Consider the following 24,099-nt stretch of genomic DNA (forward strand, 5'->3'; position numbering starts at 1 on the left):
TCAGCCGCGACCTGTACGAGGCCGCCTGGCAGGGGCACGGGCACGCGGCGGACGAGGTCTTGAAACGCGAGCACCTTGGGCCCATCGAGCACATGCTCGAGTTTCGGCAGGCTCTGGCCGGTGGTGGTGCGGGCGATGGCAATCTCTTCATCGCGGCTCGGGTAATCGACTCCGATCATGAACATGAAGCGGTCGAGCTGCGCCTCGGGCAGAGGGTAGGTGCCTTCCTGTTCGATGGGATTTTGCGTGGCGAGCACGAAGAAGGGCGAGTCGAGCGGATAGGTGCGGCCGGCGACGGTGACTTTGTGCTCCTGCATGGCCTCAAGCATCGCGGCCTGCGTTTTGGCGGGGGCGCGGTTGATTTCGTCGGCGAGGACGATGTTCGCGAAGACGGGGCCTTTGGCGAACTCAAAGGCGCGTTTGCCGCCGGGGAGTTCCTGCAAGATGTCGGTGCCGGTGATGTCCATGGGCATCAAATCGGGCGTGAACTGGATGCGACTGAAGCTGAGCGACATCGTCTCGGCAAGACGCGAGATGAGGAGCGTCTTGGCGAGGCCGGGAACGCCCATGAGCAAGGCGTGGCCTCGCGCAAACAGACAGATGGCGAGCTGCTCGACGACCTTGTCCTGGCCGACGATGATCTTTTTCAATTCAGCGCCGAGCCGGACGTAGGCGGCGCGGAGTTCATCAATGGCGGCGACGTCGTCTTTTGGAAGCGGTGAGGTGGACATGCGGGTTTGGGGAATGCGCACGCATGCCACCAGAAATCGAAGACGGTGACAAGCGCGGGCTGTGTAAATAAACTGTCAACGCGCGACAAACTTGGACCGATCAGCCCAAAAGTGTCTGGACGTGCGAGGTGACGGCGCTGGCAAGGCCACGGAGGTTGTAGCCGCCCTCCAACACGGAGACGAGCCGGTTTTGGCAGTGCGTGGCGGCGGATTCGAGCAGGAGTCTTGTGAGGGCGACGAAATCGTCATCGGTGAGGCGGAACTGCCCGAGCGGATCCTCGATGCGCGAGTCAAATCCGGCGGAGATGAGGATCAGATCGGGCTTGAAGCGGTCGATGGCAGGCAGAATGCGGTCGGTGAAGGCTGCGCCGATGTCTTGCATGCCGGTGCGGGCCGGGAATGGCAGGTTCAGCGTGCAGTTCTGGCCTTTTCCGCTGCCGGTTTCATTCGCATGACCGGTGAAGGGGTAGAGCGGGCTCTGGTGCGTGCTGGCGAACAGAACGCTGCCGTCTTCATAGAAGATGTCCTGGGTGCCATTGCCGTGATGCACGTCCCAATCGACGATGGCGACCTTTTGCGCGCCGTGCTGCTTCTGCGCGTGACGCGCGGCGATGGCGATGTTGTTGAAGAGGCAGAACCCCATGCCCTGGGCTGGGCGTGCGTGATGTCCGGGCGGGCGAACGGCACAGAAGGCGTTCTTCGCGTTGCCGCCGAACACGGCATCGACCGCGTTCAAGACGCCGCCGACGGCCTGAATCGCGACGTCATACGATTTCGGACAAATGGACGTGTCTCCAGTGCTGAGGTCGTCAAAACCGGCTTCGACGTCGTGCTTCGCCGTCTCGATGTAAGGGCGGTCGTGGCAGAGCGCGATTTCATCGACTGTGGCCGCTCGTGGTGTGATGGACTGGGCTTTGGCGACGATTCCGGCCTCCGTTAGGGCTTTCGTGATGGCGACGTGACGCTGGATGCTTTCCGGATGGCCCGGGCCGGTGTCGTGCTGCTGGTAGATCGGGTCGAGAAGGAGCGCGGTCATGGTTCCTACTGAACGGGCCAGATCATTGTTCTGACGCTGTAGAATCGCCGGGCGTTGTTCAAAAAGCGCAGCCGCCAGCGACAGACTTGCTGCGGGCGACGTTTGCGTGAGCGTTTTGGAGTGGCCCAGCCCTGGAGCTTTTCGCAGGCCGGGAGACATCCGAAAGCGGCGGAGGGCCGCCGCACTCCAGGACGCTGGCGCGGGACTCGCTGCTATTTCTTGGCAAAGAAATCGGCCAGGTTTTGCAGGTCCTTGCTGGCGGCGGGTTTCATGGCGGCGGCAATGGCCTGGTCCTGGATGGCGCAGAGTTCCTTGATGCCTTTGCGGCCGTATTCGAGCATGGAATGAAGCTGCGCCTCGCTGAAGGTGGCTTCTTCGCCGCTGCCCTGGATTTCGACGAATTCGCCGTGCTCGGTGAGGACGATGTTGCTGTCCACGTCAGCGGCGGCGTCTTCGGTGTAGCAGAGGTCGAGCAGGGTCTCGCCTTTGACGATGCCAGCGCTGATGGCGGCGACTTTCTTTTTGAGCGGCTGGCGGGTGATCTTGCCCTTTTCGAGCAGGCGGTTGAAGGCGATGGCGGTGGCGATGCAGGCACCGGTGATGGACGCGGTGCGGGTGCCGCCATCGGCCTGGAGCACGTCGCAATCGATGCAAAGCGTGCGCGGTCCCAGAAGCTCCAGATCGACGACGGCACGCAGGCTGCGGCCGATGAGGCGCTGGATTTCCGTGCTGCGACCATCCGGCCTGCCGCGGGAGCTTTCACGATCCTTGCGATCCAGCGTGGAATACGGCAGCATCGAATACTCCGCTGTAAGCCAGCCGCCTTTGACGTTCTGCACCTTCATCCAGCGCGGCACTTCCTCGTTGATGCACGCAGCGCAGATGACGCGGGTGTTGCCAAAGGCGATGAGGACGGAACCCGCGGCGTGGGGGGCGACGTCGAGGATGTAATCAATAGTTCGTAGCTGGTCGGGGGCGCGGCCGTCGGATCTGGGCATGGGCGTGCTTAGCACGGGCACTGACAGGGCCAAAGCAATTTTGCTCCGCGATTCATCGCTGGAGAAGGAAATGAATTGAACGCCCTGATGGCCGTCATTTCCAAATGACAAAACAAGCTGGCATTTGATATGCTCATCACAGCTGACAGCACAAACCTGATTGCCATGACGCGCTTCCCACGCCCTGGATGCTGGTACCGTTTCACCCCGACGGACTGGAGTTTCATTCGCGACACGCTGGCCCTGAACGAACGAGGACGAGAGAGCTTCGCCGCGATGATCGATGACCCGGAGGCCGTGCCGATCATCCTGGACAATGACAAGCTGTTCGAGGCCGCGTTGATTTCGCGAAAGGCGGCGCTGCTCTCACCGGAGCTGTTCTTTTTCATCGTCGTCCGCCACTCGCTGAAGGAAGTCGGCGTGACGGAGATGGCCGTGGCGGACTACATGGCGGTGGTGTGCGCGGATTTCGGCTGCGCACCGACAAAGGGCCCGGAGGAGATCAACCGCAACGTGGACAGCCTCTACAGCGTGGATTACCTCGAAGCGATCGAGAACGCGAGCCGACATCACAAGTTCTTCCTGCATGTGCAGTGCGCGAACCAGTTCCTGGTCCTGACGTGTCTGTATCCCGATTTTCTGCACCGCCGTGCGGAGCGTCGCGGTGCGCCGGATGTGGACTATTACGAGCGTGTCGTGGTCAGCCACCTCGACGCCGCGCGCAAACACGTGCTGGCGGAGGAATTCGCACTCGACGAGACCTTCGAAAAGGTCGCGCAGGCCTTCCCACCAGCCCGCCGGGCGATGAATCACACCGTGCGAGAGTATTTGAGCCTCGGACAGTGAAGTGGCTCAGACGGCGAGCAGACGGTCCACCAGTTTCGGCAGTTCGATGGCCGCAGGTCCGACAACGTGCTCGTGAAACTGGCGGGAGATGGCGGTGGGTTCGAGGTTCACCTCGATCAGACGGCATTGGGGGCGTTCAGCGGCGATTTGCGCGAAACCGGCGGCTGGATAGACGACTCCGGAGGTGCCGATGCAGAGAAACAGATCGGCACGCTTCAGCGCTCCCAGGATGGAATCCATCTCGAAGGGAAACTCGCCGAACCAGACGATGTGCGGGCGCAGGCCGCCGATGTCACCGCAGGCCCGGCAGCGGGTGCCAGGGGCAAGATCTTGAGTCCATGAAAACACCGCGCCGCAGCCTTCGCAGCGGGCTTTGCGGAGCTCGCCGTGCATGTGGATGAGTTTCTCGCTGCCAGCGCGTTCGTGGAGGTCATCGACGTTCTGCGTGACGAGCAGGAAGCGGCCGCGCCACTCGCGTTCGAGCTTGGCGAGGGCCAGATGACCGGCGTTGGGCTCCACGGTGTTCAAAGCGGCGCGACGCAGGTTGTAGAAACGATGAACCAACTCAGGATCGCGGGCAAAACCTTCGGGTGAGGCGACATCTTCGATGCGGTGGCCTTCCCACAGGCCATCGACACCGCGAAACGTGGGCACGCCGGATTCGGCGGACATGCCGGCTCCGGTCAGGATGACGATGCTTGCCTCCGGCTTGATCATGCGGCGGGCGGCGGCGGGAGTTTTTCGCGTGCGGCACCGAGTTTGGTGCGCAGTTCGTCGAGCTGTTCCTCGAGATCGGTGATCTTCTTTTCCAGAGAGGCGCAGTACTTGGCCGGATCGCGTTGCTGGAGGCGTTCGAAGAGATTCAAAAGCAGCGCGAGGCGCCACAGACGAGTCCAGAGGCCGCGGAGGCGATAGGCGCGGAGCAGTTTCCCCGCGCGGAACATGCGGACGAAGCGGAAGGCGTTCAAAACACGCAGGAAGGCCACCAGCGGCAGCAGAATGATGACGAGGTTGATCCAGTGCTTCAGGCAATAGGCGAGCCGGTTCGGCGCGGCGGCGACCATCCAGAGAAATTCCGCGGTGAACCCGATCCAGATGACACAGGTGGTCAGATGCGTGGCCAGGGCCATGCGTGGATGGTTTTCCAGCGACTCGCCGCCGGTGAGTTCCGCGCCGAGCACTGGCAGCACGAGCAGCGTGAGGATGACCATGGGCAGGGCCAGCTTTTGCTCCAGCTTTTCGGAAGTGTCCGCACCTGCGGGCTTCCAGCCGGCCCCAGGCAGCCAAAGCCAGCCCCGCGGCTTGCTGCTGGCGATGACCATGCGGACGGGCGGAATCAGAGAGGTGAACAAAAACCGGCATATTCGTGCTCCCAACGTGTCGGTGGACGAGAAGAGGCCGAGGAAGCCTTCGGCGACAATGACAGCCCAGAGCATCAGGATGGCGGGGCGGAAAAGCGCGTGACCCATCAGCCACTCGCGGAAAGTGTCGCCGCTGTCACCGTGGGGCAGCACGAGGCTGAGGGTGCTGAGGAAGGCGAGCGCCACAACGAGCATCAAACCATGGCGGAAATCGCCGCCAACAGGCCGGGGAAGATCGGGGCTCGCTTTGCTCATGGCCGGAAACGTAGAGAATGCCCCGGCATTTGCAAAGCGGCTTGAGGACGCCAGGAGCGAAGGGCAAAGAGTCACGAATCGTTCAGCCACGTTCTGCGGCCTTGGCGTGTCTCTTTGCTCTTCGCCCTCTGCTCTACGCGGTGGCTTGCGTCGCGGCGATTCTGCCCCATCTTCGCGGCCCTTTTCCGCCCCCATGCCCGAACTCGACAAAACCTACACACCAGCCGACGTCGAAGCCCGCTGGTATCAGCGCTGGCTCGATGACAAATGCTTTGAAGCCGATCCCGCCCGCGTCAGCGAGAAGCGCCCGGCTTATTCCATTGTCATCCCGCCGCCAAACGTCACGGGCATCCTCACGCTCGGCCATGTGCTGAACAACACCATCCAGGACATCCTCGCCCGCCGCGCCCGCATGCTGGGGAAGGAAGTGCTCTGGCTGCCCGGCACCGACCACGCCGGCATCGCCACGCAAAACGTCGTCGAGAAGACGCTGAAAAAGCAGGGCGTCATCAAGCACCGCGACGATCTGGGCCGCGAGGGCCTCGTGGCGAAGATCTGGGAGTGGAAGGAGAAGCACGGCGGCATCATCATCGAGCAGCTCAAGAAACTCGGCGCCTCCTGCGACTGGAGCCGCGAGCGCTTCACCTTTGACGACGACTACAACGCCTGCGTCATGCGCGTGTTCGTCGATCTCTACAAAAAAGGCCTCATCTACCGTGGCAAGCGCATGGTGAACTGGTGCCCGTCCTCCCTCACCGCGCTCAGCGATGAGGAGGTCGTCATGAAGGCGCAAAACGCCATCATGTATCACTTCAAAGTCGAGGTCGTGGATGACGATGCGGCCTCGATCTCCACCAAACCTGCACGCCCCCGCGCCGTTGACATTTCAGAACAAGAAGAACAAACTCTGCTCCATGAACACACAAGAACCGACCCACGCACCGGCTACCGCACATTCATCATCGGAAACCGCTTCGACGAACGAGCCGGGCCGGCTCTCTCCGCCGCTAACCGACGAGCAGTGGGGGCAGCAGCGACTTGCCTGGCTGAGTCTCACGGAAGCGGAACGGACGGAGAGGCTCGGTCAGCACGCAGGGAAGAGTTTCGGACTCTACTCGTTTCCGGCAAATTCCCGGAACTGAAGGTCATTGATCTGGAAAAGCTCGGCGTTCGTCCCAACGAGAAAGGCCAGCTCATTCCGGTTGATGATACGCTAAAGAAGCTCAAAGCCGGCGCGGAAGCCCAGCCCTTCGCCGATGTGAAGTCCGGCGTGGTTTATAAAGCATTCGCCGCCAACGCCCAAGGCTATGCAGGGCGTAAAATGGCAGTGCAGACCTCTCCCACGCAGCGTCCACATCTCGACTTCGAGCCTTCCAGCCCCATCGAAGCTCTCGAAAAGCTCGCGCTGCTGCATGAGATCGGCGGTTTGCCCACGGAGATCATCGGGGTCACGCCGCAGGGAGACTGGATTTTGGCGCAGCCAGAGGCCACACCCATCACGGAAGAAGAATACCGCGCCGCTCGTGCGGAGGCCGTCGGCCTCTGTGGCGGCGTGCAGATCAATGAAAGCGGCCTGGAGGACATCCGCGTCGTCTGGCACCGCGAACAAGCCTGGATCATCGGCGATCTGCATCTGAAAAACATCATGCGAGATCACGAAGGCAAGGCCCGCATCATGGATGCGCTCATTTTGCCCCTGCCTAAATCGCTGAGTGCCAAATACGAATCCGTCCGCCAAGCCATCCGCGATGCCAAAGCCAAAGCGGGCGTGATCGAAGCCGATTCCCAAAACGATCTCTTCCCCGCGCCAAAGGAGAAAACCTATCTCACCATTGCCACCACGCGTCCGGAAGTCATCCCGGGCGACCAAGCCATCGCCGTGAATCCGAAGGACGAGCGTTATGCGCACCTCATTGGCAAACATGTGCGCCGTCCGCTGCCGGTCGAAAATCAAGAGTTGCTGCCGATCATCGCCGATGAGCATGTCGATTTCACCTTCGGCACCGGCGTGCTGAAAGTGACACCCGCACACGACAAGGCCGACTTTGAGATCGCGCAGCGTCACAACCTGCCCGCCGTCGATGTCATGCATCCGAACGGCGTGCTCAACGAGCTCGCTGGCAAGGACCTCGCCGGCATGGAGCGCTTCGCCGCCCGCAAACGCGCTGCCGAGCTGCTCGCGGAGATCGGCAGCCTCGTCAAAGAAGAGCCCTATCAGAACAACCTCGGCTACTCCGAGCGTGCCGACGTGCCCATCGAGAGCCGCCTCAGCGAGCAGTGGTTCCTCAAATACCCCAGCGTGAAGGAAAGCCAGGCCGTCGTGGCCAATGGCGAGATGAAATTCCACCCCGACCGCTGGGCGAAGGTCTATGACCACTGGATGACCGGCCTTCAGGACTGGTGCATCAGCCGCCAAGTGTGGTGGGGGCATCGAATTCCGGCTTGGTCGGGTGTTTTTAATGAAAAGTTCAAAAATGCCATTTCTCCTCAAGCGGCCGAAAAGTTGCCGTTCCCAGAAAATGAGAGTGATCAAGAAAGCCTCAGAGCATTCGTAAACCTTAGTGAATTGGTGTATTCAACGGAAGTCTCTCTCTCTGGCGAAAGCGGGCACACTACGGTGTTTCGTTTTCCAGAAGAGGACGGAGGTGTCGGTGATATTCGAGATCGCAAATATGTATTTTATGCAGTGACGACTTCAGAAAAAGAAGCCGCCGTTTTGGAGAAAAGTGAATGGACCCAAGACCCCGACGTCCTCGACACCTGGTTCAGCTCCTGGCTGTGGCCCTTCGCGACGATGGGCTGGCCGGAGAAGACTTCCACGTTGAAGGCCTTCTACCCCACGACCGATCTCGTCACGGGGCCGGACATCATCTTCTTCTGGGTCGCCCGCATGATCATGGCGGGCTTCGAGTGGATGGGCGAGCTGCCGTTCAAGAACGTCTATTTCACCGGCATCATCCGCGACAAGCAGGGCCGCAAAATGTCCAAATCGCTCGGCAATTCGCCCGATCCGCTCGAGCTCATCGCCAGCTACAGCGCCGATGCGTTGCGCTTTGGCATCATGCGCAGTGCGCCGCTCGGCCAGGACATCTGCTTCGACGAAAAGAACGTCGAGCTCGGCCGCAACTTCTGCACCAAGCTCTGGAACGCCGCCCGCTTCCGTCAGATGCAAGGTGGCGCCACCGAGACCGAGATCAGCGCCGCGCTGCTCAGCAGCGACGACAAGTGGATCCTCCTGCGCCTCAACACCGCCATCGCCGAAGTCAGCACCGCTTTGGAAGAATACCGCTTCAGCGACGCCACCGCCACGCTCTACCGCTTCTTCTGGAGCGAGTATTGCGACTGGTATGTCGAGGCCAGCAAAGCCGTGCTCCAAGGCAGCGACGAGAAGCGCAAAGCCAACACCCTCGCCGTCATCGACTTCGTGCTCGGGCACACGCTGCGCCTGTTCCATCCCTTCATGCCCTTCATCACCGAAGAGCTGTGGCACGGCATGGGCTTCAACGCTGACCTTCCCGAAAACCAAGGCGGCAAGAGCATCATGTTCGCCGTTTGGCCGAAGCCGCTGGATGAAGACGAACTAGCCCACTTCGGCATCCTCCCCGAGGACGAACAGGCCGCGAATGACAAGTACAAGGCCGTCGAGCTCGGCCGTGGCCTCAAGAGCACCTTCAACATCAACAAAAAAGTGCGTTTCGTGCTCAAACCGGCCTCTGAGCTGCCTGCGCACGAAATCGAGGTCCTGCGCATCCTTCTCAACGCGGAGCCCTTGGAGGTCGATTCGGCCTTCCAGCCGAAAAAAGGCACTCCAGCGGCCCTCACGCCTCTCGGCGAGCTGTTCCTGCCTCTCGACGGTTTGATCGATGTGGAAGCCGAAAAGGCCCGCGTCGGCAAGGAACTGGCCAAAGTGGACAGCGAACTCGAAAAAGTCCGCGCCAAGCTGGCTGATACCAACTTCACCTCCAAAGTCCCGCAGAAGGTGCTCGACGAGCACAAGCAGCGCGAGACCGACTGGGTCGAGAAGAAGGCGAAGCTCGACGAGATGATGAAGGCATTGAGTTAGGGAGGGCCTGCGTTGTCGGGGCTCGGGAAGCCCGAATTTTAAGCTTGTGGTGAAAACCGCTGGCAGGTCATGCTCTGGGGCGAAATCCCCGGCAACCCGAACCCACACCCACCATGCTCAAGCTCCTGAAAATGTCGTTCCTGCCGAAGTCACCGGACTACGGACTGCTGATCCTGCGCGTCACCCTCGGTTTTTCCATGCTGCTGCTGCACGGCCGCGGCAAAATGCTGAACTTTTCCGCCACGGCGGAGAAGATGAACGGCCTGCTCGGCCTGCCGGGGAATGTGAACGCGGGACTGGCCGTGTTTGCCGAAGTGATCTGCTCCACGCTGCTCATCGCAGGGCTGTTCACGCGATTCGCCGCGTTGATGCTCGCGATCACGATGAGCACCGCCTTTTTCTTCGTTCACAAGTCCGCGCTGGTGGGCGCGAACTCCGGTGAACTGGCGATGGTTTACCTGGCCGCCTATGTGACTCTGTTCTTCACGGGTGCGGGGAAGGTCTCCGTGGATCGCCATTGACCAGGATTTGAATCGCGAAAGCCCGGCGGTGAGAGCTGCCGGGCTTTTTTGTGCTTACAGCTCTCTTGCATTCCCGCGCATGCGGTGAACCGTCCGCGCCCTATGTCGAAAGTCACCCTCGGCCTGGTGCAAAGCCGGGCGTTTGCCAACAAAGACGAAAGCCTGCGCGAGCACGTGCGCCGCATTCGTGACGCGGCGGCCCGTGGCGCGCAAATCGTGTGCCTGCAGGAGCTTTTCAACACGCCGTATTTCTGCATCACGCAGGACACGGAGCTGTTCAACCTCGCCGAGGCCGTTCCCGGCCCGACGACGGACGTTCTGGCTCCGCTGGCGAAGGAACTGGGCGTGGTGATCATCGTGCCGCTGTTCGAAAAGCGTGGACCGGGCCTCTACCACAACACGGCAGCCGTGATCGACGCCGACGGCACCGTGCTCGGCAAATACCGCAAGATGCACATCCCGCAGGATCCGGGCTTCGAGGAGAAGTTCTACTTCACGCCCGGCGACCTCGGCTACCGCGTGTGGGACACGAAGTTCGGCCGCATCGGCGTGCTGATCTGCTGGGACCAGTGGTATCCAGAGGCGGCGAGAATGACCGCGCTCATGGGCGCGGAGATTTTGTTCTATCCGACGGCCATCGGCTGGCTGCCGAGCGAGAAGGCGGAACTCGGTGCGGCGCAGCACTGCGCGTGGGAAACCGTCCAACGCGGCCATGCGGTGGCGAATGGCTGTTTCCTGGCCGCCGTGAATCGGGTGGGCACGGAGCAGCAGAGCGAGTTCTGGGGCCAGAGCTTTGTGGCGAACCCGTATGGAGAAATCGTTGCCAAAGCGAGCGTAGATCAGGAGGAGATCCTCATGGTGGAATGCGACTTGCAGGCCGTGGAGGATTTCCGCCGCATCTGGCCGTTTTTCCGTGATCGTCGCATTGACACCTACGCTCCCCTGACCAAACGCTACATCGATGAGCAAAGCTAATTATCCGCAGAACTACCGTCTTCCCGCCGAATTTGAGCCGCAGGAGGCGATCTGGCTTTCGTGGCCTTCGAACAAGGAAAGCTGCCCGAAGACCTTCCACAAGCTGCAGGACAAGTTCGGCGAGATCGCCAGCGTGATCAGCCGCTACGAGCGCGTGCGCATCAACGCCCCGATGCTCAGCCACATGAACATCCGCCTCAGCATCGCCGACAACGAGGGCGACCTGAGCCAGGTGGACATCTACGAGCACAACACGAACGACGTGTGGTGCCGTGACCACGGCCCGATCTTCATCAAGCACAACGAGACTGGCAAAGTCGCGATCACGGATTGGGAGTTCAACGCCTGGGGCGGCAAGTTCCCGCCGTGGGACCTGGACAACGGTATTCCAGAGAAGGCGGCCAAGGTCCTGAACATGGAGCGCTTCGCTTCGAGCATGATTCTCGAAGGCGGTGCCATCGAAACGAACGGCAAAGGCACGCTGCTCACCACCGAGTCCGTTTTGCTCAATCCGAACCGCCATGGCGGCAAGCCCGGCAACAAAGCCGAGGTGGAGAAGGAGCTGAAGGCCATGCTCGGTGTGAAAGACATCGTCTGGTTCAAGAAAGGCATCGAAGGCGACGACACCGACGGTCACATCGACGACATCGTGCGCTTCGTGCGCGAGGACGCCGTGATCTGCATGGTCGAACCCCGCGATTCCGACCCGAACCACAAGGTTTTGAAGGAAATCCGCGAGCGTCTCGATGACGTGAAGGCTCCAGACGGTGGCAAACTCGAAATCATCGAGATCGAAATGCCCCAGGCCATCGAAATGAAGGACTGGCGCCTTTCCCGCCTGCCGGCCAGCTATGCGAACTTCCTGATCCTGAACAACGCCGTGCTCGTCCCGCTCTTCGGCAACAAGAAGAAGGACGCCGCCGCCGAGGACAAGATCGCCGAATGTTTCCCGGGCCGTGAAATCATCTCCATGATGGCCAAGGATCTCGTCACCGAAGGCGGAGCGCTGCACTGCATCGCGATGCACCAGCCGAAGTAAGTTTTGGGAGCTTGGCAGCTTGAATATTCAGGGGTCTGCAATGATGCCGCTGAATTTTTAGAACAGGCATAATGGGGCGGAAATAAACCCGACGCCCTTGCATAACTGTTACTTGGTCTCGCTGAGGTGGCTGACTAGCATCGCGGTCTTTATGACGGCTATGCGAAATCCTGCTTTGTCCCACTCTCTTCGGTTAGTAACGGGCCTTTTTGCTGCATTGGGCCTCGGATCGTGCGCTTTGCCCGATTCGGCGATGCAAAACTTCGCCGGTGCCAGCCGGCTGAACAGCATGCTCGGATCCTTGGGGAGCAATGTCCGGCGTGCGGAGAGCACCGGAAACCGGCCGCTCTACAATGGGGCGCTGTCGATGAATGTGCCGACGCACTCGTCCACGATCAATGATATCGCACGTCTCTTCGCCGGGCTTGATGGCGGCGGATTTGGCCATGTGCGTGGCTCCATGGCCTGGACCGCGCACAAGCAACGCATGGACCGGTTGTGGGCCACCCACGTCTCCCACCATCGCGAACCGCTGCAATCCTGGGCCTCCGCGGAAATTGGCGACGTGCAGGGCGCGAACGCGCTGTTTTACCCCTTCAGCGGTCCGGATTTCCTCTTTGCCAGCGTGATCTGCCCCTCGGCAGAAACTTATGTGCTTGCCGGATTGGAGCCTGCCGAGCCGCTGCCCAGGCTGGAAAGCCTGTCGCAGTCGGAGATCGAGAGCGGTCTGAACGGCCTGCACAATTCGGTCTCGACCATCATGACGAGCAGCTATTTCATCACCACGGAGATGCGCAGCACCCTGCAGGCCACCCGCTTTCGTGGCGTCCTGCCCGTCATCATGGCCTTCCTGGCCCGGACGGGCCATTCCGTGGACTCCGTGGACACCGTGCGGGTGGATGGCAACGGCAACGTCACTTTGGCAGGCTCCTCCGGGAACACAGGCCTCATGATCCGTTTTCACAGCGGCATGGGCCGGCCGAAGCGCGTTTTTTACTTCCGGCAGGACCTTTCGAACGGAGGCGGAGCTGGTCCTCTGCTGACGTATGTGTCACGCATGGGCCGGATTCCGACCTTTCTCAAAAGCGCCTCCTATTTGATGCATGATGGCGGCTTCTCCTCCATTCGCGACTTCATCCTGCGCCACAGCAGCGCGATTGTGCAGGACCCCTCCGGCATCCCGTTCCGCGATTTCGGGCGGTCGGGCTGGGATCTGTGGCTCTACGGCAACTACCGCAGCACGCTGGCAATTTTCTCAGGCTGCCAGCAGCCGGACCTCGCCGGAGCCTATTCCTCCCAACGCTACCCGGTGAAACCGCTGAACTTCGGCATTGGCTACCTGATGAACCCGGAAACCACCTGCCTCATGGTCGCCCGGCCGCGTCGGGGCTGAGAAAGCCGGACTTTTGGTTGACGCCCCGGACTCCTCGGCTAGTATCGCGGCCCCTTTCCCCCGAACCCCACTTTTTATATGGCTAAAGTTTGCGAAATCACCGGCGTTGGCGTCACCCGCGGCCACCACATTCACCGCAGCGGTAAAGCCAAGAAAGAAGGCGGTATCGGCCGTCACATCACGAAGCGTGTCAAGCGCGTCATCCTGCCGAATCTGCGCTCGAAGCGCATCTTTGTGCCGGAGCTTGGCAAATACGTCGAAGTGAAGCTCACCGCGCGTGCGCTCAAGACCCTCGACAAGAACGGTGCCTACGCGACGCTCAAGAAGGCAGGTCTCATCTGACCCTCCGGTTCACAAGCCATTTTTCATTCCTCAAACGGACCTGGCGACGGGTCCGTTTGTTTTTTACACACCGCAGGATCAAGATCAGCGGGCCGGAACCGAACTGCTGCCGGGAATTCCGACACCGGGAACCACGGCGGGTGGATTCGGTGCAACCATGCCCGGCACCGTGCCAAATGTTCCGAGCTGAGGCACGACCGGGTTGGCGAAGCCGCCCGGGTTGTAGTAGCCCAAGGTCGGACTTTGATGAATCTGCGGCAGGCCACTGAACAGAAAACCGCCGCTCTGGGGCACGTAGACGCCCCCGGTGCCAGGGACGATGGGAGCGATGCCCACTGCGTCCCAACCGCGTGGATGCGAGGTCTTGGAGCGGGGTTGGTGTCCAAAATAGGCCGAACCCCAGCCTGGAGCCGCAAAGCCGACCGCTGGCACGGGCCCCGGGAAGGGAGAAGCCGACTGCGCAAAGAGAATGACCGGCTGCTGGGCGGCACGCTTGATTTCCGCCAGCACCAGCGCCCGGCGCAATTCCACCCGGCGCTTCTCCTGTGCCTCCTGCTGCTCCAGCTTCTCCTTCCGCGCGTCCTGCCGTTGTTTGTCCAGCGCCGCCGCCGCCTGGGCGTTGTAGCCGAGCTCGGCCCGTGTGGATTCAGGCAGATCCTTGAACAGCACCCGAGCGGTCCCTTTGCGATGCGTGAATGCCACGCCATCGGCGTCACGCTGAACGATTTTGCAATCGAGGTAAGTCTTGCCGTGGAGAGTGTGGATCGTGTCCAGTTCCGTGGCTGGAGCGCCAAACCCAGAGGCCAGCGACAGCGTGATGAGGGCGGAAAGAATCGTTTTCATCGGCTTGCGCCCAGTGAATGCCGAGGTGGCTGGTTTGCCAGTGTTTTATGCTTCGTAAAACCGAAGCAACGGTTCATCGAAACAGACGGATGCCGCCGCCGAACGGCGTCACGCCGACTCCGATGCGCACGCCGCTCCCGACGTTCCAGGAACGATAAATCGTCGGACTCACATAAGCGGAGGGGTAGCTGTGACCGTGGTAAGGGTAGCCATAGGACGGATAGCCATACCCGTAACCCGGGTAGCCATGATAGCCGCCTGTGAACGGGAAGTAGCCGCCAAAGCTGCCGCGTCCATAAGAGCTTCCGCCCAAGGCGGGTCCGGTGACCGGTGTGCCGACCCAGGATGGTGTCTGGTAGCCCACTGTCAGTGTTTCACCCGGCAACGCCATCGACATGGTGGGCGCTGGAGCTGCCGCAGCGGCGGCCAGATAGCTCGCCTCCGCCATTTTCGCCTCCATCAGCTTTTCCTGCATCGCGGCCTCACGCTGTTTCTCGCGCTTCTTTTCCTCCTCCCGGCGTGCGGCCTGTTCCCGCTGGTATTCGGCCTCCTTTTGCGGGTCGTAGCGGAATTCGCGCCGCAATTCCTCTGGCAGATCTTTGAAGGCGATCTTGGCCGCACCATCGCGATGGGTGAATGAGACGCCGTCCGGGTAGATGCGCATGATTTTGCAGTCATGGAACACGCGACCAGTGCGGGTGGCGATGGTGCCGTACTTCTGCGGAGCGGCGACAGCTGGCACCGCCAGCAGCAGGACGAGGGAGAGGACGAATGGTTTCATGGGCAAGGCCTCCAGGAGATGTAAGAGACTACGACAACGACAGGCGAGCCGCCGTTGCATCGATTTCATGTCTGAAAACCTTGATACCCCGGTCCGGGCGCCGTCTTAGGCCGTCGGGCAGCTCAACCAGAAGGTGGTCGTGTTGTTTTCCGAGGCCACGCCGAGCTGGATGTTCATCTGATGGCTCAGCATCGCCGCAATCGTCAGCCCGAGGCCGAGGTGATTGCTGTTTTTGGAACCATGGAACGGACGGAAAACCTCCTGGATCTTCTCCGGCGGGATCTGGGAGCCGGTGTTGCTCACGAGGATGTCCACACGACGTTGTTCGGCGGGCGTGATCGCACCAGGACCACAAATCTTCAGCGCACAACGTCCGCCTCCCTTCGCCGCGGCCTCGGCGGCGTTTTTCAGCAGCTCGATCAGGATGTCTTTGAACTTTGTCGGATCGATGAGCACTGGCGGCAGGCCGGCCTGCACGTCAGCTTCGAGCTGGACGTTTTCCTTCTGAAACGGCTCCATCACAGCACCTTCGATGACGCCGAGATACTCGTTCAGGTTCAGCGCCTGCGGGCTCAGCTTGGCGCAGCCACCCGCCGCACGGATGCGCTCGCTCAGATTCGTCACACCCAGGGAGGCCTCGCGGATGTGCTGCATGTTCTCACTCACGCCAGGATCGAGGTCGTCCGTCATCAGGATGAGGCTGCTGAAGCCCTGAATCACCGCCAGCAGGTTGTTCAGCTTGTGCGTCAGCCCGCGCAGCAACTCCTGGTGAAAGCCTTCGCTGTGTTCATTGCCGAGGCTCAGGGACGTGGGAAAGTGAAACTGCATGGTGTGCGTAGGGGGCGTGGGACTCGGCGGAGTTATGCAGCCGGGGCGCGGAGACGCAATCGCGATTTTGGCGACTTGTTTGACGCGTGTGGAGCAAAAAACTGGCAAGCCCCTTTTGCGCCTGCCACTATCCCCGCCTCATGGCCCTCCTCGAAGTCCGACATCTCACCAAGCGCTGGCCCACCGGCCGTCTGGCGCTCGATGATGTGAGCTTTGACGTGCGGGAAGGCGAGATCCTCGGCCTCCTCGGCCACAATGGCGCCGGCAAGAGCACGATCATGGGCATCACGCTCGGAATGGTGCGGCCGGATGCCGGTGAGGTGCGCATCGGCGGCCGCAGCGTGCAGAGAAACCGCGGCGAGGCCCTGCAGCAGATCGGCGCGATCTACGAGGCGGCCGTGTTCTACGATTATCTCAGCGGCTGGCAGAATCTGCGTGTGCTCTGCTCCCTTTCCGGCTGGTGGGACGAGGCGGAGGTGAAACGTGTGGTGCAGATGGTGAATCTGAATCGTGCCATCCAGCAAAAAACCGCCACCTACAGCCATGGCATGCGCCAGCGCCTCGCGCTCGCCCAGGCCATGCTGCCGCAGGCCAGGATCCTGCTGCTGGACGAGCCCACCGATGGACTCGATCCCGAGGGCATCCGCGAGTTCCGCGAGCTCATCCTGCACCTGCGCAAGCACCACGGCATCACCATCATGCTGAACTCCCATCTCCTCGCCGAGGTGGAGCAGATGTGCGACCGCTGCGTCATCATCAAGGATGGCAAAAAAGTCTTCGAAGGCCCCGTCCCGTCGCAGGAAAAAACACGCCGCATGTTCCAGCTCGAAACCAGCGATCTCGGCCTCGCACGGGAGATCATGGACCGCGTCGGCGCCACGATGGACAAGCACGGAGTCGTCGAGGTGCCGCTGAACATGGAGCCGCACGAGCTCGTCTCCGCCCTCGTCCGTGGAAACGTGCAGGTGAACGCCTGGCAGCCGCACCGCCGCACGCTGGAGGAACTTTACATGGGGCTCTCATCGAAATCATGACGCTCTTCTTCCAGCAATGGTATGGCGAGCTGTTGAAGCTCTTCGCCCGTCGCCGCACTTACATCGGCTTCGGTGCCTTTGTGGCATTGGAGATCGTCATTTTGCTCCTGATCAAGAAATTCGGCATGGGGCCGATTCAAAAGGCCATCGTGGGCTCCGGTGAGAACTTCGACCACTACTTCTCCGCCCTCACCGTCGGCCAGACGGTCATGGGATTCTCCGCCTTCCTGCTGGGAGCGCTGTTTTTGAGCCTCGTGGCCGGTGACATCGTTGCCAAGGAAGGGGAGGACGGCCACATGCGTCTGCTGCTGGCACGGCCGGTGAGCCGTTTCCGCCTGTTGCTGCTCAAATACCTCACCTGCGTCTGTTATGCGGTGTTCCTCGTGGAGTTTCTCGCCTGGAGCTCGTTCCTGCTCGGCATCATCCTGCGCGGATGGGGCGGCGGCTACTTCGCCATCGTGCCTGAGATCTCCGTCGTCGCGTTTTATGAGTGGGGTCCCGGATTGCAGCGTTACACCGCCGCGACGCTCGCGCTAGGCCTCAGTATGACGGTGATCAGCAGCATCGCGTTCTTCCTGTCCTGCTTCCGCATCAAGCCGGCCGCGGCGACGATCGGCGCGCTGACGTACATCCTGGTGGACTTCATTCTGCGCACCAGCGGCTTCATGGACAATTACCAGCATCTCCTTCTCACGAAGCACATGGCAGCCTGGGGCCGCATCTTGGCCGATACCATCGACTGGCCGCTCGTCTGGCGGGCCTACGCCGTCATGTTCGCCGTGAACATCACCCTCTTCACCGTCGGCTACGCCGTTTTTGAATCCCGCGACCTCAAGTCATGAATGTCATCAACAACATCCGTCAGATCCGCTCCTGGCACACCATCAACCGTGGCACCCGCTGCGTTCTCGTGCCCACCATGGGCGCCTTGCACGAAGGGCATGCCGCGCTCATCCGTGCCGCGCGTGAACTCGCCGGCCCGAACGGCAACGTCGCCGTCAGCATCTTTGTCAACCCGCTCCAGTTCGGCCCGAACGAGGACTTCACCAAGTATCCGCGCACCCTCGTCGAGGATCTCGCCGTCTGTCGCGACAACGGCGCGGACATGATCTTCGCTCCCAAGGCGGAGGACCTCTACCCCGCCGACCGCAGCATCCAGCTTTTCGAGACCAGCCTCTCAAAGACGCTCTGCGGTGCCAGCCGCCCCGGCCACTTCGACGGTGTCTGCACCGTCGTCGCAAAGCTCTTCAACCTCGTCCAGTGCGATGACGCCGTGTTTGGCAAAAAGGACTACCAGCAGCTCGCGATCATCCGCCAGCTCGTCCGTGATCTGGACTTCAACATCGTGCTGCACGGCATCGACACCGTGCGCGAGCCCGACGGCCTCGCCATGAGCAGCCGGAACCGCTATCTCACGCCCGAGGAACGTGCGCAGGCGCCCGCCATCCGTGCCGCGCTCGTCGCCGCACGCGACGCGTGGAAAAATGGCGGCGAGCGTGATCCCGCCGCCTTGCTGCAACTCATCAAGCAGCATCTTCAGCAGCATGCGCCGCTCGGTCGCATCGATTACGTCGATGCCGTTGATGCAAACACCCTCCAGCCGGTCTCCTCGTCCACCGAGCTCGTGGTCATCGCTGCGGCGGTCTTCTTCGGTGGCGCCCGCCTCATCGATAACATCGAGCTGAAATGAGTAAACCGTGCGCTGATGCACTCATGGCTCACGAATGCAGGCGCTCATCGGAGTCGATGAACAGCCAGCACAGGGCCGAAATGAGGTAAGTCGAGGCCGCGACATAGAGCGGCACGTTCCAGTCGTTCTTCGACGCGTCGAGGATCCACACCACGGCCAGCGGAGCCAGCGCACCACCGAAGTTGCCCATCATGTTCATGCTCCCGGACACGGAGCCCGCCAGCTTTCCACCGATGTCCGTGGCCGCACCCCAGGCGCAGGGCATGGAAAGATCATTGAAGAAGCCGGACACGCCCATCGCCAGCATCACCAGCGTGGGATTGGACTGCCACGTGGCGGCCAGGATGCAAAATCCCGCCCCCACCATGCCCAGCACGCCCACCACACGCCGTGGAGCGCTAATTCCTCTACCGCCGCCACGCCTTGCCAGCCTCCGTGCCATCACTCCGCCCGCGTAGCAGCCGATGCCGCCGAAAAACAGCGGCGCGCCGCCCAGAATCGCCGTCATCGGATCCTTCATGTCCATTTTCAATGCCTCGCCCATGTAGGTGGGCATCCACGTGATGTAGAAGTACCACACGTAGCTGATGCAGAAGTAATACAGCCACAGCAGCAGCACGGAGCGTGTCGTCAGCAGGCGCTTCCACGGGATGGCCGCATGGCTGTCCATGTTTTTCTTCGCATCCTCCAGCAGCGCCAGCTCCGCCGCGTTCACTCCCGGGTGATCCGCCGGATCGTCCCGGAACCAGCGCGTGAAAAACACCACCCAGACCACGCCCAGGCAGGCAAAGACCACAAACGTCCACCGCCATCCCACCGCGCCCGACACGCCCAGCACCAGCAGCGGCGACAGCGCCCCGCCCCACCGTGCGGACATCCACGTGATGCCCTGCGCCACGTCACGCTCCCGGTGCGGCAGCCAGATGCTGAACATCTTCGCGATGTTCGGAAATCCGCCAGCCTCGCCCATCCCGAACAGGAAACGGCACACGATCAGGGAGAACCAGTTCCACACCGCCCCGGTCGCCGCGGTGAACACACTCCAGAACATCACGATGCGCAAAAGCACACGACGCGGCCCCCATTTGTCCCCCAGCCATCCGCCGGGAATCTCAAACAGCGCGTAAGCCACCACGAACGCCGAGAACACCCACTTCATCTCCTGCTTTGACATGCCCAGGTCCTGCTGGATCACCGGCGCGAGGCTTGAAATGCACACGCGGTCGATGTAGTGGATGATGCCCAGCATCACGGCAAAAACGATCACGCCATGACGCGTGCGGGAGGGTTGGAGGGCGGAGTCCATGCGGAAAAGACGCGCATGCTGTCATGCCGGCGACCTTCGCGTCAATCATTCCCTTCCAGCCGGATCACTCATGCCAAGTCCTCGCGATGCGCTCGATCTTGAGCGCCTTGCCGGTGGCAGGATCGATGGTGATGAGGGCTCCGTTCACCCGCACGGCTCCGGTGCCGACTCCGAAACGCGTGGGCATCATGGTGTGAAAACGCTCCAGCACAGGCTCGATCTGGCTGCCGATCACGCTGTCCATCGGGCCGCACATGCCTGCATCGCTTTGAAAGGCGGTGCCCTTTGGCAGCACGCGTTCATCCGCGGTGGGCACATGCGTGTGCGTGCCGACCACGGCGCTCACTTTGCCGTCGAGATGCCAGCCCATGGCGACTTTCTCGCTCGTCGCCTCAGCGTGGAAGTCCACAAAGATCACCGGTGTCTCCTCACGCAGTTTTTCCACGCATTCGGCGATGACGGGGAAAGGATTGTCGAGCTGCTGGCCCATGAAGGTGCGGCCTTGGAGGTTCACCACGGCCACTTTGCATTTTTTTGACTCCAGGACCACAAATCCGGCACCTGGCGTGCCTGCGGGATAGTTCAAAGGGCGCAGCATGCGCGGCTCATCGGCCAGGTAAGGCACGATCTCCTTCTGGTCCCAGATGTGATCGCCGCTCGTCACCACGGCGGCGCCGGCGCGCATGAGACCGATCGCGATCTTCGGCGTGATGCCACGCCCTCCGGCGGAGTTTTCACCGTTCACCACGATGAAGTCGAGCTTCAGCTCGTCCTTCAGCACCGGCAGCAGCAGCGAGACCGCCTTGCGTCCCGGTTCACCCACCACATCACCCAAAAAAAGGAGGCGGAAGAGTCCGTCCGCGCCGTCAGCCGTGTTGTCGTTCATCGTGTCACCACTTAGTAGATGATGAAGCCGGGGATCAAGTCTAGGATGTTGTTTATGATGAAACGAAAGTTGCGTGGCAGCCTGCCGGCGGCCTTGTGCGCGTGGTGCCTGGTGATGTCACCGGGGCAGGCGCAGACGATCGCGCCCGCGCCTCAGCCTGTTCCGCCTCCTCCAGCGCCTGCGCTCACCCCTTCGCAGATCATTCCAGGGACGAGTCAGGGCACAGCTCCGCCAACGCCCCCGCCAGCACCGCCTCAGGCACGTCTGGACAAAGTCAGCCCGCTCGGCACGAAGCCGGACTGGTCGCGCCTCCAGTCGTTTCATCAGACACTGACCCGGCCTGAGTTCGAGGCGGTGATGCGCGATGTCTATTCCGACAACTCCCCGCTCCCGCCACCCTGGACGCTGGACCCCGACGGCGTGGTGGTCAAAACCGGTGACCCATTGAAACCGGAGACGCGCATCGGCTTTGCCGCCACCCGCTCGAACGGCCCTCTCCCTGGCACACGCACCTGGCGGCGTGCTGCGGAATTGCCGCCGCTCAAAGGTCGTCCACCGCTCAGTGATGTTCACATCGCCCTCGATCCCGGCCACATCGGCGGTGGTTATGCGGTGATGGAGGAGCGCTACCTCAGTTTCGCTCCCGGGGAGGCCATCCAGGAGGGCAATCTTTCGCTCATCACCGCCCAAGTGCTCGCCGAGCGGCTGAAAGCGCTCGGTGCCTATGTCTCCCTCGTGCGCGACCGTCAGGACCCCGTGACCACTCTCCGCCCGTCCGATTTGGTGACCACCGCACGCCAACTCCTCGCCGAGGCCGGATTCCCCAGCCCGCAGGAGAATTACAACGACCTTACCGGCGATGCGAAGATCCTCACCGTGCAGTGGCAGAGCGAGAAACTCTTCTACCGCGTCAGCGAGATCCAGGCCCGTGCCCAAAAGGTCAACGACACCATCAAGCCCGACGTCGTTCTCTGCCTGCACTACAATGCCGAGGCCTGGGGCGATGCCGCCAAGCCTCAATTCTCCCCCATGAATCACCTGCACGTGCTCGTGAACGGCTGCTACTCGCTGCCAGAACTGGAGCAGCAGGACGTGCGCTTCGAAATGTTTTACCGCCTCTTCTCCCGCATGCATGAGGAGGAGCTGCCGCTCGCCGAATCCGTCGCCAACGGCATGCGTGCCGCCACCGGACTGCCCGCCTACGTTTACACCACGCCCAACGCCCGCCGGGTTGGCAGCAACGCGTATGTCTATGCCCGCAACCTGCTGGCCAACCGCGTTTATCAATGCCCGGTCGTTTACCTTGAGCCGTTCGTCATGAATCACGAGGAGACCTACCGCCGCCTGCTCAACGGCCACTACCTGGGCCGCACCCTCACCGCTGGCCGGCTGCAAACCAGCGCCATCGAGGACTACGTGCGCGGCGTCGTGGATGGCGTCCTCGCCTACTACCAAAAGAACCGCCCGAAATGAAGGTCCTCGTCGTTGGCTGTGGCTTCGTCGGCGAACGCGCGGCGGACCAACTTCATGCCGCCGGGCACGAGGTCATCGGTCTCACGCATTCACCAGAGTCCGCCGCTCGTCTCGCCGCCTGCAAGCCGTGGTGTGTGGAGTCCTGCGACGTGTCGAACCGCAACTCCGTGCTCGCACTCGCCGCCCGACTCGACGCCGGCAGCATCGACGCCTTCATCCACTGCGCCAGCTCCAGCCGTGGTGGAGCCGAGATGTATCAAAGTGTTTACGTCAACGGCATGCGTCACCTCGTGGAGGCGTTTCCGCAGGCCTTCCCGCTCTACACCAGCAGCACCAGCGTCTATCCGCAGATCAACGGCGAAACCGTCGATGAAACCAGCTTCGCCGATCCTGATCGCGAAACCGGACGGCTGCTGCGCGAGGCCGAAAACATCGCACTCGCTGCCAACGGGGCCGTCGCACGTCTCGCGGGTATTTATGGCCCCGGACGTTCCTTCGTTTTGAAGAACCTGCTCGAAGGCAAGGCCGCCATCGAGGGCAACCACGGCCAGGGACGCATGCTGAACCAGATTCATGCCGACGACGCGGCCGCGGCGCTCGTCCATCTCGTCACACAGAAGCAGGGCGGCATCTTCAACGTCGTCGATGACGCGCAGATGACGCAGCGCCAGTGCCTGGAGCACCTCTGCATGACTTTTGGCGTCAAACTGCCGCCAGAACGCGAACCGGACCCGAACCGCAAACGTGGCTGGAGCCACAAACGCGTCTCCAACACCAAGCTGCACGCCAGCGGCTGGAAACTGCGCCACGCGAGCTACTTCGACGCGTTGCGCGATGATCCGGAGCTCGCCTCTTCGATTCTGCACTTGGTGCAAACCGGTGGCGAGGTCGTTTCTCCCCGCCAGCCAAACATCGTGCTCATCGGACTCATGGGTTCCGGCAAAACCACCGTCGGACGCATCGTCTCGCAGATGATCGGCTTCCAGTTTGTCGATACCGACGCGATGATCGTCGAAACCGCCGGCAAAACGATCCCGGAGATCTTCGCCGCCGAAGGCGAAGCCGGGTTTCGTCTGCACGAGTCTGCCGCGCTCCGCTCGCTCCTCGGTCGTCGCGGTTGTGTCATCGCCACGGGCGGCGGCATCGTCACTCAGCCGCGCAATCTCGCCATCCTGCGCCACCTCGGCTACATCGTCTGGCTCGACGCCGACCCTGAGCGCCTCGCCCGCCGCACCGCAGCGAACAACAACCGCCCCCTGCTCGCCGGTGAGGAAGATCCCAAGGCCAAGCTCGAACGCCTGCTCACCGAGCGCAAACCGCTCTACAAGTCCCTCGCCGACCTGCGCATCCAAACTGCCGAGCTCACGCCACAAGAGACCGCCTACGGCGTCATGGAAAGCGCCCGCGTCTTCTTCGCGAAGATGAAGCGGTAGCACAACCGTCCCGGTTGTGGTTGAGCGCTTCGCGTTCGCCACACGTGATTTCCTATCTCGCCGCCACGCCCGGCTTCCGGATCTTCATCAAGATCGGAAAGCTCGTCTGTAAGCCGGCGCTGTCGTGTTCATTTCGTGTCGAGCTGATGGCACCATGGCAAAGTTTGTCCTGGTCCTTCACCCAATTCGCGGCGCGGAAGAAGATGGGGCGCTCGTTTTCGCCGGAGCGGATTTGGACGCCGTTGAGGCCGATGTCATCGACGAT

At 61.7% G+C, this 24,099-nt stretch carries 23 protein-coding genes; 13 read left to right on the forward strand and 10 right to left on the reverse strand.

Annotated elements, in window-relative coordinates; all coding sequences use genetic code 11:
- The 3 genes from IAE77_RS25920 to rph all read right to left on the reverse strand — a co-directional run.
- On the reverse strand, window positions 1-731 hold a 731-nt coding region (locus IAE77_RS25920; RefSeq protein ID WP_294233034.1), incomplete at its 3' end, for an AAA family ATPase.
- 100 nt (window positions 732-831) lie between these two features.
- The gene (locus IAE77_RS25925) at window positions 832-1,767 is read right to left on the reverse strand and encodes a histone deacetylase (protein ID WP_294233038.1); all 936 of its coding nucleotides are present in this window, start codon (window positions 1,765-1,767) and stop codon (window positions 832-834) included.
- A 212-nt stretch (window positions 1,768-1,979) separates the two neighbouring features.
- A complete protein-coding gene (gene rph / locus IAE77_RS25930; RefSeq protein ID WP_294233041.1) occupies window positions 1,980-2,765 on the reverse strand; it encodes a ribonuclease PH in 786 nt (261 codons plus the stop codon).
- Between the two features lie 165 nt (window positions 2,766-2,930).
- Between rph and IAE77_RS25935 the strand changes: the two genes are divergently transcribed.
- Window positions 2,931-3,611, forward strand: coding sequence for a hypothetical protein (locus tag IAE77_RS25935; protein WP_294233043.1), 681 nt, complete (start codon window positions 2,931-2,933; stop codon window positions 3,609-3,611).
- 6 nt (window positions 3,612-3,617) lie between these two features.
- Here IAE77_RS25935 and IAE77_RS25940 read toward each other — a convergent pair whose 3' ends face one another.
- Complete coding sequence (locus IAE77_RS25940) at window positions 3,618-4,328, reverse strand: NAD-dependent deacylase (protein ID WP_294233046.1); 711 nt, start codon at window positions 4,326-4,328, stop codon at window positions 3,618-3,620.
- A complete protein-coding gene (locus tag IAE77_RS25945) occupies window positions 4,325-5,227 on the reverse strand; it encodes a hypothetical protein (RefSeq protein WP_294233049.1) in 903 nt (300 codons plus the stop codon). Before IAE77_RS25945 ends, IAE77_RS25940 begins: the two co-directional genes overlap by 4 nt.
- Window positions 5,228-5,420: 193 nt before the next feature.
- Here IAE77_RS25945 and IAE77_RS25950 point away from each other — a divergent pair, with 193 nt between their 5' ends.
- The 6 genes from IAE77_RS25950 to rpmB all read left to right on the forward strand — a co-directional run bounded on the left by IAE77_RS25950 (window position 5,421) and on the right by rpmB (window position 13,560).
- Complete coding sequence (locus IAE77_RS25950; RefSeq protein ID WP_294233052.1) at window positions 5,421-9,290, forward strand: valine--tRNA ligase; 3,870 nt, start codon at window positions 5,421-5,423, stop codon at window positions 9,288-9,290.
- A 113-nt stretch (window positions 9,291-9,403) separates the two neighbouring features.
- The gene (locus IAE77_RS25955) at window positions 9,404-9,811 is read left to right on the forward strand and encodes a DoxX family protein (protein WP_294233056.1); all 408 of its coding nucleotides are present in this window, start codon (window positions 9,404-9,406) and stop codon (window positions 9,809-9,811) included.
- A gap of 102 nt (window positions 9,812-9,913) precedes the next feature.
- Complete coding sequence (locus IAE77_RS25960) at window positions 9,914-10,786, forward strand: carbon-nitrogen hydrolase (RefSeq protein WP_294233058.1); 873 nt, start codon at window positions 9,914-9,916, stop codon at window positions 10,784-10,786.
- On the forward strand, window positions 10,773-11,825 hold the full coding sequence (locus IAE77_RS25965) for an agmatine deiminase family protein (protein ID WP_294233061.1): 1,053 nt from the start codon (window positions 10,773-10,775) through the stop codon (window positions 11,823-11,825). Before IAE77_RS25960 ends, IAE77_RS25965 begins: the two co-directional genes overlap by 14 nt.
- A 289-nt stretch (window positions 11,826-12,114) precedes the next feature.
- Complete coding sequence (locus tag IAE77_RS25970) at window positions 12,115-13,218, forward strand: hypothetical protein (protein ID WP_294233064.1); 1,104 nt, start codon at window positions 12,115-12,117, stop codon at window positions 13,216-13,218.
- 78 nt (window positions 13,219-13,296) lie between these two features.
- Window positions 13,297-13,560, forward strand: coding sequence for a 50S ribosomal protein L28 (rpmB, locus tag IAE77_RS25975; RefSeq protein ID WP_294233066.1), 264 nt, complete (start codon window positions 13,297-13,299; stop codon window positions 13,558-13,560).
- A gap of 84 nt (window positions 13,561-13,644) precedes the next feature.
- Here rpmB and IAE77_RS25980 read toward each other — a convergent pair whose 3' ends face one another.
- From IAE77_RS25980 to IAE77_RS25990, 3 genes are all read right to left on the reverse strand, one after another.
- Window positions 13,645-14,403 carry a hypothetical protein gene (locus tag IAE77_RS25980; protein WP_294233070.1) on the reverse strand — a complete coding sequence of 253 codons (759 nt, stop codon included), beginning with the start codon at window positions 14,401-14,403 and terminating at the stop codon, window positions 13,645-13,647.
- 73 nt (window positions 14,404-14,476) lie between these two features.
- Entirely contained in the window at window positions 14,477-15,184 is a 708-nt protein-coding gene (locus IAE77_RS25985) for a hypothetical protein (RefSeq protein ID WP_294233072.1), read from the reverse strand.
- A 105-nt stretch (window positions 15,185-15,289) separates the two neighbouring features.
- Window positions 15,290-16,012 carry a HAMP domain-containing sensor histidine kinase gene (locus tag IAE77_RS25990; RefSeq protein ID WP_294233075.1) on the reverse strand — a complete coding sequence of 241 codons (723 nt, stop codon included), beginning with the start codon at window positions 16,010-16,012 and terminating at the stop codon, window positions 15,290-15,292.
- 140 nt (window positions 16,013-16,152) lie between these two features.
- Here IAE77_RS25990 and IAE77_RS25995 point away from each other — a divergent pair, with 140 nt between their 5' ends.
- The 3 genes from IAE77_RS25995 to panC are packed head-to-tail and all read left to right on the forward strand — an operon-like array spanning window position 16,153 to window position 18,736.
- Window positions 16,153-17,046, forward strand: a complete 894-nt coding sequence (locus IAE77_RS25995; protein WP_294233080.1) for an ABC transporter ATP-binding protein — start codon at window positions 16,153-16,155, stop codon at window positions 17,044-17,046.
- Entirely contained in the window at window positions 17,043-17,888 is an 846-nt protein-coding gene (locus IAE77_RS26000; RefSeq protein ID WP_294233083.1) for an ABC transporter permease, read from the forward strand. Before IAE77_RS25995 ends, IAE77_RS26000 begins: the two co-directional genes overlap by 4 nt.
- Complete coding sequence (panC, locus tag IAE77_RS26005) at window positions 17,885-18,736, forward strand: pantoate--beta-alanine ligase (protein WP_294233086.1); 852 nt, start codon at window positions 17,885-17,887, stop codon at window positions 18,734-18,736. Before IAE77_RS26000 ends, panC begins: the two co-directional genes overlap by 4 nt.
- A gap of 28 nt (window positions 18,737-18,764) precedes the next feature.
- Here panC and IAE77_RS26010 read toward each other — a convergent pair whose 3' ends face one another.
- Both IAE77_RS26010 and IAE77_RS26015 read right to left on the reverse strand, forming a co-directional pair.
- Window positions 18,765-20,042, reverse strand: a complete 1,278-nt coding sequence (locus tag IAE77_RS26010; RefSeq protein WP_294233089.1) for an MFS transporter — start codon at window positions 20,040-20,042, stop codon at window positions 18,765-18,767.
- Window positions 20,043-20,106: 64 nt separating this feature from the next.
- The gene (locus IAE77_RS26015) at window positions 20,107-20,928 is read right to left on the reverse strand and encodes a TIGR00282 family metallophosphoesterase (RefSeq protein ID WP_294233091.1); all 822 of its coding nucleotides are present in this window, start codon (window positions 20,926-20,928) and stop codon (window positions 20,107-20,109) included.
- A gap of 54 nt (window positions 20,929-20,982) precedes the next feature.
- On the opposite strand from IAE77_RS26015, the gene IAE77_RS26020 reads away from it, so the two are divergent.
- The 3 genes from IAE77_RS26020 to IAE77_RS26030 all read left to right on the forward strand — a co-directional run.
- Window positions 20,983-22,401, forward strand: coding sequence for an N-acetylmuramoyl-L-alanine amidase (locus IAE77_RS26020; protein ID WP_294233093.1), 1,419 nt, complete (start codon window positions 20,983-20,985; stop codon window positions 22,399-22,401).
- Window positions 22,398-23,834, forward strand: coding sequence for a shikimate kinase (locus tag IAE77_RS26025; RefSeq protein WP_294233095.1), 1,437 nt, complete (start codon window positions 22,398-22,400; stop codon window positions 23,832-23,834). Before IAE77_RS26020 ends, IAE77_RS26025 begins: the two co-directional genes overlap by 4 nt.
- Before the next feature lie 44 nt (window positions 23,835-23,878).
- On the forward strand, window positions 23,879-24,099 hold a 221-nt coding region (locus IAE77_RS26030), incomplete at its 3' end, for a hypothetical protein (RefSeq protein ID WP_294233097.1).

Source organism: Prosthecobacter sp. (genome assembly GCF_014879935.1).
GTDB lineage: Bacteria > Verrucomicrobiota > Verrucomicrobiia > Verrucomicrobiales > Verrucomicrobiaceae > Prosthecobacter.